At 57.6% G+C, this 12,841-nt stretch carries 13 protein-coding genes; 2 read left to right on the plus strand and 11 right to left on the minus strand.

Going from position 1 to position 12,841, the window contains the following annotated elements:
- Positions 1 to 105: 105 nt before the first annotated feature.
- The 9 genes from CNE_RS34870 to CNE_RS34910 form a co-directional block, all read right to left on the minus strand.
- Positions 106 to 1,197 (minus strand): alanine racemase, encoded by a 1,092-nt coding sequence (locus CNE_RS34870; RefSeq protein WP_013959468.1) that lies wholly within the window; start codon positions 1,195 to 1,197, stop codon positions 106 to 108.
- Positions 1,198 to 1,258: 61 nt separating this feature from the next.
- The gene (locus CNE_RS34875; protein ID WP_013959469.1) at positions 1,259 to 1,927 is read right to left on the minus strand and encodes an RraA family protein; all 669 of its coding nucleotides are present in this window, start codon (positions 1,925 to 1,927) and stop codon (positions 1,259 to 1,261) included.
- A gap of 27 nt (positions 1,928 to 1,954) precedes the next feature.
- Positions 1,955 to 3,175 (minus strand): pyridoxal phosphate-dependent aminotransferase, encoded by a 1,221-nt coding sequence (locus CNE_RS34880; protein ID WP_013959470.1) that lies wholly within the window; start codon positions 3,173 to 3,175, stop codon positions 1,955 to 1,957.
- Positions 3,176 to 3,230: 55 nt separating this feature from the next.
- Positions 3,231 to 3,614: a RidA family protein gene (locus CNE_RS34885; protein WP_013959471.1), complete on the minus strand. Its 384-nt coding sequence runs from the start codon at positions 3,612 to 3,614 to the stop codon at positions 3,231 to 3,233.
- Between the two features lie 14 nt (positions 3,615 to 3,628).
- On the minus strand, positions 3,629 to 4,936 hold the full coding sequence (locus tag CNE_RS34890) for an NAD(P)/FAD-dependent oxidoreductase (RefSeq protein ID WP_013959472.1): 1,308 nt from the start codon (positions 4,934 to 4,936) through the stop codon (positions 3,629 to 3,631).
- A 12-nt stretch (positions 4,937 to 4,948) separates the two neighbouring features.
- Positions 4,949 to 5,677, minus strand: coding sequence for an amino acid ABC transporter ATP-binding protein (locus tag CNE_RS34895; RefSeq protein ID WP_013959473.1), 729 nt, complete (start codon positions 5,675 to 5,677; stop codon positions 4,949 to 4,951).
- Positions 5,652 to 6,389, minus strand: coding sequence for an amino acid ABC transporter permease (locus CNE_RS34900; RefSeq protein ID WP_013959474.1), 738 nt, complete (start codon positions 6,387 to 6,389; stop codon positions 5,652 to 5,654). Before CNE_RS34900 ends, CNE_RS34895 begins: the two co-directional genes overlap by 26 nt.
- A 3-nt stretch (positions 6,390 to 6,392) precedes the next feature.
- Positions 6,393 to 7,091, minus strand: coding sequence for an amino acid ABC transporter permease (locus tag CNE_RS34905; protein ID WP_013959475.1), 699 nt, complete (start codon positions 7,089 to 7,091; stop codon positions 6,393 to 6,395).
- Positions 7,092 to 7,114: 23 nt separating this feature from the next.
- The gene (locus tag CNE_RS34910; RefSeq protein ID WP_041229310.1) at positions 7,115 to 7,933 is read right to left on the minus strand and encodes an ABC transporter substrate-binding protein; all 819 of its coding nucleotides are present in this window, start codon (positions 7,931 to 7,933) and stop codon (positions 7,115 to 7,117) included.
- Between the two features lie 164 nt (positions 7,934 to 8,097).
- On the opposite strand from CNE_RS34910, the gene CNE_RS34915 reads away from it, so the two are divergent.
- Together CNE_RS34915 and CNE_RS34920 are read left to right on the plus strand one after the other, a co-directional pair.
- A complete protein-coding gene (locus CNE_RS34915) occupies positions 8,098 to 9,009 on the plus strand; it encodes a LysR family transcriptional regulator (RefSeq protein ID WP_041229092.1) in 912 nt (303 codons plus the stop codon).
- A 33-nt stretch (positions 9,010 to 9,042) separates the two neighbouring features.
- Complete coding sequence (locus CNE_RS34920) at positions 9,043 to 9,951, plus strand: LysR family transcriptional regulator (protein ID WP_013959478.1); 909 nt, start codon at positions 9,043 to 9,045, stop codon at positions 9,949 to 9,951.
- A gap of 152 nt (positions 9,952 to 10,103) precedes the next feature.
- Here CNE_RS34920 and CNE_RS34925 read toward each other — a convergent pair whose 3' ends face one another.
- The gene (locus tag CNE_RS34925; RefSeq protein ID WP_049800732.1) at positions 10,104 to 10,814 is read right to left on the minus strand and encodes a LysR family transcriptional regulator; all 711 of its coding nucleotides are present in this window, start codon (positions 10,812 to 10,814) and stop codon (positions 10,104 to 10,106) included.
- Positions 10,815 to 11,285: 471 nt separating this feature from the next.
- The gene (locus tag CNE_RS34930; protein ID WP_013959480.1) at positions 11,286 to 12,824 is read right to left on the minus strand and encodes a carboxylesterase/lipase family protein; all 1,539 of its coding nucleotides are present in this window, start codon (positions 12,822 to 12,824) and stop codon (positions 11,286 to 11,288) included.
- Between the last annotated feature and the right edge of the window lie 17 nt (positions 12,825 to 12,841).

A 12,841-nucleotide genomic window follows, 5' to 3' on the forward strand; every position in this document is an offset into this window, starting at 1 on the left:
GGACTTGCTTCTGAACCACACAGGACGACACCTTTCTCAACTGTGCCAGTAGGCTGAGGTCATTGCGGCGGTATGGGAGATATACCGCCTTTTCCACGTCGGAAATTACCGCTCGCAACCAAGTTGATCGCGGTACTCCCACTCCCCATTCCGCGTGAGAACCAATGCTCGTCGGTAGAGATACGCGGTCGTACACGTATGCCGAGGAACAAGCGCTACCCGGTCACCAGGCACCAGGCTTTGAGCGGTGGCAGTCGTGTGCTCCTCTTTCATACTGACAATCTGGTCGACGCCAACGAAACGCTTATCCATCGGGATGTCCGGTGCGATTGCTTTGGACCCCGCATCGAGAGTCAGCGTACCGTCGCGCTCAGAAAGCACCGTGGAGAGGACATATGCCGCGACCTTCCAACCACGGTGCGGTTGCTCAGCTTGGTGCTGGGAGTTCGTGTAGACCCAGCTACCAGGCGAGACGCGTGCCTTGGTGTGTTGCGCCCAAAACGGAAACGTATAGCTGCCTCCACCCACAATGTCGCTGGGTAGTCCGAGTTGCTCGGCGCGCTCGAACATCGCGTTGAGTTGACCCTGCACTTCCAAGAAGCGAGATTCACGCACGGCGAGGTCTACATCGTTGATATGGCCGTCATAGACATGCCATCCCGCGAATAGGCCGGCGCGCGAAACCTTCAGCGCAAGCTCGATCGCGGCATCACCAATGGCCGCACCCGTGCGCTTCATACCAGGGTCAATGTCAACACGCAGCGTTACGTTGGGGTGCTGACCTTCGCTCAACAAGCGCAGCCAGGTGTCAAGCCCAACGTCGTTATCGACGACACCTGTCACGCGCGCTTTGGGATAGGCGTCGGCAGCCTTGATCACCCGTGCAATAGCGGCAGCGCCGGTGGTCGGATACGACCAGACGACTTCATTGGCGCCCGCTTCCAACACCATCTCGACTTCTCGGGGGGTGGCAGTTTTGAATGCTGTCACGCCGCGGTCGACAAGGAACCGCGTCAACCACGGCGAACGGTGTGTCTTCACGTGTGGCACCATTCGATCAACGCCACCTGCCAGCGCGGCAGTCTGCTTCAGGTTGTGCTCGATGTTTGCTTCGATGACAACGAAGCAAGGGGTCTCCACGTCGAAATCCGGTATGGGAAGCGTATGGTCTAACAAATCGTCACGAACGTTTGTCATGGTAATTCTCTTATATACAAAGGATGAGACGTAATTGCTGGCAGTGAACGGGCGAGTTGGACTATAGAGCGGGCAGTCCAGCTTGCTTCAACGCATCGTCAAGCCATGGCGAGACCAGAATGCCGGCTTCGATTTCGTCGATGCGCTGCCTCTCTGCTGCGACTTTCTTTGCTGCAGCTTCGAGAACCGCTTCCACCTCAAGACGCGGAATGACGACCACGCCATCGACATCTCCCACGATGAGATCGCCCGGATTCACAGCTACACCGCCAACCGACACTGGTTGACCAATTCTCCCAGGCAGGCCCTTCGTAGGGCCACAAGGATTCGTGCCCGCCGCGAAGACCGGAAAATCGCCCCCAGCGAGAGAATCCGTGTCGCGCGACGCTGCGTCGACTACAAATCCGCCGAGCTTCGCTGCGGCCGCCTGCGTGACCATGAGGTCGCCGAACAGCGCACATGTCTCGTCCGCCTTCCCATCGACCACGATAACGTCGCCCGGCTTGGCTACAGCCAGCGCCACGTGGAACATCAAGTTATCGCCTGGCCTCACCTCCACAGGGAATGCTGGACCGCAGACGATCATGCCCGGGTTCAGTGCACGAATTCGCGAATGCATCGTTCCGCGCCGCCCCGCCACATCGCACAGAATGGCCGCCTGGAATTCTCTCGCGCGCTCGATTAGGTGCTGCGGGACACGGTCGAATTCGGAAGACTCTTGATAGTTCATACTTTCACCTTTTTTGGATGTCCTGGACTACTGCTGCTTGAGCTGGGATACTGCCGCGGCAATGGCATCACAGCCGCGGTCGATCTCGCTCATCGAGGTGGCAAAAGAAAAGCGTATAAAGGGAGAAAGCCCATAGGAGCTGCCATCAATGGCCACCACCCCTGCTTCTTCGCGCAGGAACTCGGCGACGTCCACGTCGGACCTGATCTGCTTGCCGTCCTGCGTTGTCCGACCGATGAGACCCGCCACCGATGCGAAAACATAGAACGCGCCATCCGGGAGGCCGCATACGAAGCCGTCGATCGCATTGAGCCGGTTCACCATATGGTCTCGACGCTCCTGAAACAGTTTGGAGGCGTCGGCTACGCAGTCTTGTGGGCCGTTAAGCGCGACGGCGGCCGCTGCTTGCGCAGCCGCGGACGCGCATGTTGTGCTCTGCGTGATGAGCAACGTGATGGCCTTGATCAGTGGGGCCGGTCCAGCGCCATAGCCAATCCGCCAGCCGGTCATGGCGTGGGATTTCGAAAGGCCATTCACGACGAGCGTTCGCCCCCGAAGCTCTGGTGTCGTGTTAAGAAGGCAGACGTGGCGCGCTGAACCATACACGAAGTGCTCGTAAATCTCGTCGGTCATGACGTGTACCTGAGGATGCCGCAGGAGCACCTCACCGATCGCCCGCAACTCACCCTCGGAGTAAACGGCCCCAGTTGGATTGTTTGGCGAGTTCAGTACAACCCATTTCGTCTTCTCATTGATCGTTTGGGCCAACGCCTGGGCGCGGATCTTGAAGCCGTCTTCGGCGGGACAGTCCACAATCCGGGGCACGCCACCGTTGAGCAGAACCATATCGGGATAGGAGACCCAATAGGGGGCCGGCACGATGACTTCGTCCCCCGGATTGAGGGATGCCATAAAAGCGTTAAAGATGATGTGCTTCGCGCCGCTCCCGACAACTACCTCGCTGAGCTCGTAAGAAAGCTGGTTCTCTCGCAGCAGCTTGCCGACAATTGCGTTACGGAGTTCAGCCGTTCCAGCCGATGCGGTATAGCGCGTATGCCCCCCTGCTAGGGCACGTGCTCCCGCTTCAATAATGTGCTGCGGTGTGGGGAAATCCGGCTCTCCCGTGGTGAAGTCGATGATCTCGCGACCGGATGCGCGCATCGCGTCGGCTCTAGCCTTTGCCGCAATGCTCGCCGATGGCTTCACAACGGCAAGCCGGGAGGCAAGGATTTCAGATTGGTTGCTCATGGGAATCTACGTCAAGGAGTGGAGTTGTGCTCTAGTCTTGCGACTGGGTACGTCGTTACTGCCCTTCGGTATGCGGTGCCCAGGCGGTCACTTCAATTTCGACATCCACTTCCTGCGACAGCTTGGCTTCGATCGTACTGCGCACCGGCAGATGGTTCTCGAAGTATGAGCGGTACACCTCGTTAAACGGAGCCATCAACTTGATGTCCGACAGCCATACCGTTGCACGAACGACGCTACTCAGATCGAGGCCGTGCTCCGCCAAGCTCGCCGTAATAGCGTCCAGAACGTTTATCGATTGCTCGCGGATGTCCCCGCGTAGCGGCGTCAAATCGGGAGTTTTCGGCGTCTGCCCCGAAAGAAACAAAAAATCGCCGGCCTTCACCGCCTTCGAAAGCGGTGCGGTCAGCGGAGATGGGAAACGAACGAGTTTGGTCATGTTTTGTCCTCTAATTAGTTTGGCGGGGCGGCTATTGCACCCTGTTGTTTCAATCGGGAAAAGCCCCGTTCGAAGCGCATAAGGCCAAGGCCTGATACATCGATTGGCGCTGCTTCTCCCTTTACCTGGGCCGAAACGCACTTTGCGGTGATCGCAGACAACGTCAGGCCGTTGTGTGCGTGTCCGAAGGCGTAGTGAATAGCCGTATGGCCCTCTACCTTCCCAATGGCGGGCAGTCCGTCAGGAAGTGAAGGCCGAACTCCCATCCAGGGAACCGCGCCCTCACCGTTCAATGGTCCGAGATACTCTTGGGCGAGTCGTAGCAACATCTTGGCTCGCTGAAAGTTTGGCGGGCTTTCTGGCGCTGCGAACTCGGCCGTCCCGGCAAGACGAAGGCCTTCTTCCATCGGTGTTGCGGCAAAGTGAGGTTCACCAAAAACCACCGGCCGCTTCAGACCAAGACCGGGATTTGGCAGCATTAGGTGGTACCCACGTTCCGAAACGATCGGGACACGGCGGGTGTAAGGCTCCAGCAGCTTTCCGCTCCAGAATCCTGCGCACACGACAACCTTGGAGAAATGCAAGTCACCACTCGAGCCGTGGACGACAGCTCCACCTGTCGCGTCCGGGTTGACAGCGCGGACACTATCTCGGACGAACCGCGCTCCATTGCGTTGAAGGTGGTCTGCATACAGCAACCCCAGTCGACGGGGATTGCTGCAACGCCCCGAGTTCTCGAAAAAGAGCCCCCCAGCAATGCCTGGAGCTAGTGCCGGCTCCAATACCTGGATTTCGATACCAGACAGGCGAGTGACTTTGATTCCGTACCGGCGCCATATAGGCAGCGACTCGCACTTACGTTCTAACGCTTGCACACTCTTGAATGCCACGAGTCCGCCGTCGCGCGAGATCAGGCTAGACCCACCGGCATGCTCAGCGAGGTCCGCAATCGTGGCGTAAGCGTGCACGGTCATGTTCGCCAGCGTGTCCGTTATCGAGCGGCGAGACGCTTCCTTCACTGCTACCAATGCATGCCGCCCCCATGACACCATCCGCGGCGCATACGCTGGCTTGATGACGAGTGGACCATCATCGGCCAGCAGTAGCCTGGGCAACTGCATCAGCATGTCGGGAGCGGCTGGCGGAAAGATATTGGCTTCGGAAAGGTAGCCAGCATTGCCCGAGGAGCAGCCCGACATTGGATCGTCGCGGTCGACGATGGTGACGTGGAAACCGCTGCGCTGAAGCTCCAGCGCCACCGAAAGGCCGACAATGCCCGCACCGATTACGCCAACCGTCGTTGGCTCGGCTGTGGAGGTCATAAGTGCTTCTCTTCAGTGGGACCGGAGGTCAGACAAGAACCGCTTCGCACGATCACTCTGCGGATTGCGGAAGAATTCGTCTGGCTTACCTGTTTCGACCAGACGCCCGTGGTCCATGAACCAGACGCGGTTGCTCACCTCCCGCGCAAAATTCATCTCGTGAGTTACGCACATCATCGTCATGCCGTCACGGGCCAAGGACTTCATGACATTCAGGACCTCACCCACCATCTCCGGGTCGAGCGCGCTAGTCGGCTCATCGAACAGCATGACCGGTGGATCCATTGCTAACGCGCGGGCGATTGCGACACGCTGCTGCTGGCCGCCGGAGAGCTGCTGCGGATAGGACGCGGCCTTATGTGCAAGGCCCACCCGGTCGAGCAGCGCCATGCCTTTTTCCCTGGCCTGCGCTTTCGATTTCCCCCCAACCTTCACCGGCGCGAGGCAAACATTGTCGATTGCCGACATGTGGGGAAACAGGTTGAACTGCTGGAACACAAAGCCGACTTTCGTCCGGAACTTGTTCAAGTCCAGCTTCTTGTGGTGGACATCGACGCCCTCGAGCTTAATTTGCCCCTTCTGGATCTCCTCGAGCCGATTGACGGTACGGATCAGCGTCGATTTGCCAGATCCAGAAGGGCCGCAAACCACCACTACTTCGCCTTTCCCGACTTCCTCAGAGATATCAGCGAGCGCGTGGTACTCGCCGTACCACTTATTGACCTTGGAGAACTGGATCATGGGAGTTACCTTCCGTAGAGACAGCGGCGCCGGTACGACGTCGATTAATACGCTTGTCCACAATCTGCGCGCACTGCGTCAGGGAGTAGCAGACAACAAAATAGATGAGAGACAGCGTTGCAAACACTTCCAGCGGGCGCGTCAACAGTGCCGAGTTGACTTGGCTTGCCGAGTAGGTCAGCTCATGCACGCTGATCACGTATCCGATGGAGGTCTCCTTCACCGTGGAAATGAACTGGCTGATGAGACTAGGAAGCATGTTGTACAGCGCCTGGGGCAGAATGATTTCCTTCATCGTTCTGCCGTAGCCAAGTCCAAGTGACCTGGCAGCTTCGGTCTGCCCCCGTGGCAGCGCCTCAATGCCAGCGCGGACGATTTCCGACATGTAAGCCGCCTGGTACACAACCAGCGTCACCACGAGCGTCGTAAAAGCACTCACTGTCCCTCCGATCAGACCGGGCACCAAGAAGTAGCTCCAGAAGACCAGCATGACAAGAGGAATCCCGCGGACCATGTACACGATGACCGTGCTCGGGATACGAAACACCGCGTACGGCGAGGTGCGGCATAGCGCGAGTGCGATACTGAGTGGAAAAGCCAGCCCAAGACCGAGTACCGAGAGAATCAGCGTAAGTGCAAGGCCACCCAGCGGACCGTTCGGGTACTGACCAATCAACAAGCTTGGCAAGTGTTCTGAGAAGATTTCCCACATGGCTTATCTCGTAGGAGTTTGCAGATTGCGCGCGATGACAGCGCCAAGTCCCATCAGGCCGAGGGAAACCACGAGGTAGAACACCGTTGCGAGCGAGTATGCTTCGAAGGTCTTGAACGTCTGGTTTTCCATTTCTCTAACCACATAGGTCATCTCTGCCGCGCCGAGCGCCATGGCAAGGCTTGTGTTCTTGAACAGAATCACGGTGTGGTTGATGAACGGCGGAAACGCCGTGCGAATCGCCTGAGGAAGAATCACGAAGCGCATTGACTTCAGAAAGCTCAATCCTAGGGAGCGAGCGGCCTCGTGCTGACCATGGGGCACGGCACGTAGCCCGCTGCGAACGTCCTCACAGAAATAGGCCGACATGCAAAGTCCGATAGCGATGGACGCAAAAATCAGCTCGCCGTTATTAGTGTTGATCCAAGACTGAACTGAGTCAGGCAGCATGGTGGGAATACCGAAGTACCACAAAAACAGATGGGCAAGCATCGGTACGTTCTGCTGATAGGCAACCCAGCCAGCCACGCACCGCTCGGCCACCGGATTGCCCGCCACTCGCACCGTCGCCAGTGTCACACCAAGAACCACAGCCAGCACCCAGCTCGCAGCCGTGAGCACCCCCGTGTACTTGAGTCCGGAGATAAGATGCCCCAAATATGGTTCGACTAGAAGCGAGCCGAAGTTCAAAGATGTAGCCATAGCGTCTACCTATCCGGTGTATTTCAGCCCGAAATCAATTCCGCCTTGAAGTCCCGGCGCATTTGATAAATCGTGTTCGGACCCATCCACTTGTCGAAGATCTGCTGAGACTCTCCAGACTTCTCCATGGCGTCCAGCGCATCGTTGACAGCCTTTTGGAATGCCGGTTCGCCCTTGCGCAGACCAAGTCCCCACTTCTCGCGTCCCACAGGAGGCGTAAGAACTTCCACATTGCTGTTGGCGCCAAGCTTGGCAATGAATCGGCGAAGCAGCGACTCAGACAGGACGTAGCCGTCGACTTTCCCCTGTGCCAGCGCCGTAAAGGCAGAGGGAGCGTCGTCATAACTCACGACCGTTGCGGTCGGAATCTCGCGCTGCATGAGGGGGATATTGCTGGACCCCTTAATGGTAGCGACGCGCTTGCTGGCGAGGTCGTCACGCTGCTTGAAGACCCCCTTCTTTGCGGCGATCGACTGATTGCTGACGAAATACACCTTGGAAAAGGCAATTTGCTCTGCTCGTGCGGGGTTGTAGCCCAGGACCGCAGCAAGAAGGTCCACTCGACCCTGCGTCAGCTCGGGAATCCGTGCCTCAAGTGAGACGGCCTTGAGCTCCGGCTTGAGCCCCATGTGCTTGGCCACCGCCTTGCAGAAGTCAATGTCGTACCCGACCACATCGCGCGTCGTAGGGTCCTGGTAGGCGAAGGGCTCGAGCGTGCCGACTACACCGCAAGTCAGAACGCCTTTGGCTTTCACATCAGCGAGTTGATCGGCATGCGCTGCAGAAACACCAGCCGAAACGGTGGCGACGGTCAGAAACGAGAGCAGTTTGAAGAGCTTCATGGTTGCCATATGTCGTTTTGAGGGGGAAGTCCGCCGGGCCTTCATGCTGCCTTGGCACCCGAAAAGTGTTGCGAGCGGATGACTGCATTGTTGTCCTTGTAAATTGTTCTGAAAAGAGATATTTTCTGATGCAGAATCTTTCCAAGATGGTATGAAAAGCAGGGGTGAACACTGAGATGACAACTTTTCGTGAGCTCGAAGCCTTCGTCGCGGTGGCAGACATGGGTTCTTTCGAGAAGGCAGCTCGCAGCCTTCAGACATCGCAGTCGAACATCTCGCGCCAAATTAGCGCCTTCGAAAGCTCATTCGACAGACTTTTGTTCAACCGTGAGCAGCGTGCAGCACGCCTGACCATGGACGGTCAAGAAGTGCTACGCATCGCCCGCGGCATCCTGCGACAGCGCGCCAATCTCACAGAGCGTTTCGGCAACCCAGACCTCGTGTCTTCGACACTGAGACTTGGCGTGACGGAATTGGCAGCGCTGACTTGGCTCGGCAGATTTCTGGCTGAGCTGAGAGATAGGTATCCACGGATGCGTATAGAACCAGAAGTCGGCTCGTCTACCTCCTTGCATACCCGCGTGCGGGACGGGCAGCTGGATATCGCCATTGTTTTGGATGCAATACGCACAACCGAAATGGCGCGGCTACCCATCGGTGCTGCCCATTTCGGTTGGTATTGCTCGTCAGGGTTGACAACCCCGGACGAGCTATCGCTGACTGACTTCGAGCGACAAACGGTGTTATTGCAGAGCGACGTGCGTACAGGCGGCAGCGTATTGGCTAGCTGGTTGCTGGATCACGGTGTCCACGCAAACAACACGATTCACAGCGATAGCTTAGTAGCGCTTGCCGGCATCTGCGCCGCCGGCCTCGGTATTGCGGGCCTACCCAGAGCAGTTGCGCAGGGGCCCGTGAGGAACGGGGCTCTACGCGAGCTCCAGATTCCCATTGGTGCCGCCGAAATGGAGTACATCGCGCTGATTAGAATCGATGCAATCTCGGATTTCCATCGCAATGTCGCGGCACTCGCTCACGAGAAGTGTGACTTTCAGACGCCGTTTCACGGGGCCTGAGCACTCTCGGACGACGCTGGACGTAGGTCATAAATGTTTACCATCAAGCAACTAGAAACTTTTTACTGGGTTGGCCGCCTTGGCACCATCGCTAAGGCAGCGGACAAGCTTCATGTCACCCAGTCCGCAGTCACAAAGCGCTTGCAGGAGCTGGAAGCGAGTGTCGCCGCGCCACTATTTGAGCGGGAGAGCAGAAAGAATCTGCTAACGCCCGCAGGCAAAGAGCTCCTGATCAAAAGTGAACATATCTTTGAGATGCTTGACCGACTCGAGAAGATGAAGGGCTCAACCCAACAGCCAGCACGGATTCTGCACGTGGGCCTGGGAGAACTTACGGCGCTGACATGGTTCCCGTCTTTCCTCAAGCGGATGAAAGATGTCTACCCGAGTGTCACAGTTCAACCCGAAATTGACATGTCCTCACTACTTCTTCAAAAGGTGAAGGAAGGACGCTTGGACTTTGCCATTCTTCCCGATCTTCCTGATGCGGATGATTTGGTGCGCGTTCCAGTCGGCAACGTGCAATTCGGCTGGTTTGCCGGGCCTGGGAAATTTGCTGTGGGAGAAACGCAGTCTTTGCACGACCTCGCGTCACAGCCCGTTGTCGAACAATCGGAACACTCCATCATCAACAGACTTTGCGCGAGTTTATGGGAAGGTGCTGGAGTCCGGCCGGAGCGATTGAATGGCGGCAACAATATTGCTGCCCTCGCCGGACTGGTGGCCGCAGGCGTGGGCATTAGCTGCCTGCCCGTAGCGTTATTCGAGGACGAGATTGCTCAAGGAAGGCTTCAACTCGTGAAAACGCATCCGCCAGCACCGAGCGTCGCGTATGCATGCTACTTCTTGAAGTATCCCCACTCAGCCCTGGGCTACAGCGTCGCGGAGATCGCCAAGCAGACCTGTACCTTTCCGGGGGCGGGCAGTTCTCCGGGGCACTAAGCGCGACACGGGGCCGGTAGGCAGGCCCATCGCCAGACGTCCATCGCGCAAGAGCGAGCAGTGTCATAGGTGAAAGTGATATCGTTGCTTTGCCCACCGCGCCCGCGTCACAGCATCAGTGATTTTCATGACGTCTCCGGTTTGTTTATTGGCTAGACGGCGTGGCGCGTCCGCCGCTTTTTAGAATCCGACCCGCCTTCATTCATAGGATCTAGCTCTAAACGTTCGCGCGGAACAATGTCGTGTTCGCGCAGGTAGCGCTCGACAAGTTGTCCTCCAAGCACGCTGCGGTCATACCTAATAAACGGCTCTCTCGCCAACAATTCGAGCGGATCGTTCTCGACAAGGTCGCTCGGAACAACTAGCACGACAGGCTCGGAAAGAAGGGGACGCCAAGCACAATACTTCGGAACGGAATACTGGGGTTCGACCACGATGGCAGCGTCTAGACTTCCGTCATTGACTCTACAACAGAGTTCTATCGAGAAGTCCGACGTCACGGAAATTTGGATCGACGGAAAGCTTTCATAGAAGCTTTCGAGAACGGCCGGTAGCAAACTCGTCATCGCTGAGGGAAACGCGCCTAGGCGAAGCTCACCCACCGCAGTGTCACTGCTCGCGATAGCGCGCAAGTCCCGCATCTCCCGTAGCAAATGTCTGCTTCGCTCAAGAATATTGACGCCCGCTAAGGTCGGTCTCATTACGCGACCGCTGCGGTTAAGCAAGGACGCACCGATCTCACTCTCTAAACCGTGAACCCTTGCACTGACCGCTGCCGGGGTGATGCCGAGCTTCTTTGCCGCCTCCGTTAAGGAGCCGAGTTCAACTACCAATACGAAGCTCTGAAGCTGTTGAGAGTCCATTCTTCACTGCCATCGGGGCTCGCAGTTGAGCGCAACGTTAGAAGTCTACCTAGAAAGGCTCACAGCTCTCTGGCGCAGAGATCGCTAGGAGGAGAGACGAAATGGCTGTGTATGTGAATTGCGCCGACAGCATTAGCTTCCGGTCTAATCTCGCAGCATTCGCTCGGCCTGTATATTACTATTTCGCTATTATGCTCATACGAAAAAAAAATCAGGCCTGAAACGGGCACCCCAAGCGGTAGGCCAGAGCACGCCATCATCCAGACTCTGCTAGAGCTTGTTAATGCAGCCCGGGGCGATTGACGCGTCGTCATCCGCGGCGTGGCACAGAAAATAGGCAAGGAAACTGGCCTGAACGAGGGCCCGCATGTGCCCGTGCAAACCATCACCGGCCCCAAAGGAGGCGCCCCCGCGCTAACGGCTAGCGAGACACCGTATTGGCCTCAGCGCGCCATACGGCATCCGCGTTTTCTATCGCCGAACACTGGCGTAATAGTCCCGTACCAGGTCGAGTCTGCTACTTTTGAAGCCGCTGGTAACTCTGGCAGTGTCTGCAAACTCCATATAGAGTTCTCGCGGCTCTTTGAATAACGGCCACGCGACGTGGTCAGGACTGCCAGGGGCTCCGGTCTTCGCAAAGGTCACCCACGCGTCGGCCATGGCCTTAGCGACCTTGGAATCGACTTCTGTGAAGGGAAGCTTCTTTCCGCGATGTGAGGCGGACAAGTTATCGAAGGCGAACTGAAGCTCGTCACCGTGGACTGGCTCCACTGCCCCGTCGTTGCGATGGCGAGAGAACAGGTACCGGTAGGCTGGCAACCCCGCCTTGGCATACGCCCGCAACAGTTCACGCGTGCCGAAGTTGAACTGCGTGTCGCTGTACATGTCGGCCGTCGTGCGGTAAATCTGGGCGTCAGACTGCACGCCGTATTCACTTCGCGCACGCGACTCGAAGCCAGGGAAATTCCTGTCCACAAACGATTGATAGCCTGCAACCGACGACTGCACAAAATTCTTTGCCGCTCGCCCGCCTTCGTCGGAGTTGCTCCCCACCAAGATTGGAACGGCAGGAAGCGCGCCGGCTCCGATGGCTTGATAATCTGGCCTAGACACGATGTCGCCATCCTGAACGATGCTAATCATCGCTGGCGTCGTCATGCGCGCTTCGGACTTCGGACCCGAACTCTGCAGTGCGACCAGCTCTTTTGCAGGTAGCCCCCGGAGAGCTTCGATGCTCTCGCCATATTTCACGCCGAACGCTTGTGCCTCGGCCTGCGTCGCTTGGGGACGCATCACGCCGACGCTCTGCATAATTGCCTGCTGAAACAACCCCTTCGCCTTCGGCGACAGCAGCAGCGTGCTGATGGAATGCGCACCTGCTGATTGGCCGAACACGGTTACCTTCGCAGGGTCACCACCAAATGCTGCGATGTTGCGCTGGACCCATCGGAGCGCAGCCATTTGGTCCATCAGTCCGTAGTTGCCCGATGTACGACTTGGTGACTCGGCAGCAAGCCCAGGGTGAGCCAAGAAACCCAACAATCCAAGACGATAGTTGATGGTGACCACCACAACGCCCCTGCTCGCGAGCGCTTCGCCATCATAGGTTGGATGCGAACCTGAGCCATACCGAAAGCCGCCGCCATGAATCCAGACCATGACGGGCAGCTTGTCAGTGGCAGCTTTGGCGGGGCTCCATACGTTCAGCCGCAGGCAATCTTCGCTCATGCCATTGCCGCGCAGTTCAGGATACTCGGCGGTCTGAGGGCAATCTGGCCCAAATCGACTCCCGTCGAGCACGCCATCCCACGGTTGGGCTGACTGAGGAGACTTCCAGCGAAGTTTTCCTACTGGCGGCGCAGCATATGGAATCCCACGGAAGCTCTTCACAGTATCCCCGATGCCGGCGACCTCACCACCTTCGGTCTTTGCAACCGTCAGGGTTGATGCTGCCGCTGCCGACATCGCTACTACACCGACTACCGCCGCAAACAGGTACGCTGCTTTCATCGCTGCTGCTTCCTCAG

This window comes from Cupriavidus necator N-1 (assembly GCF_000219215.1).
GTDB classification, from domain to species: domain Bacteria; phylum Pseudomonadota; class Gammaproteobacteria; order Burkholderiales; family Burkholderiaceae; genus Cupriavidus; species Cupriavidus necator.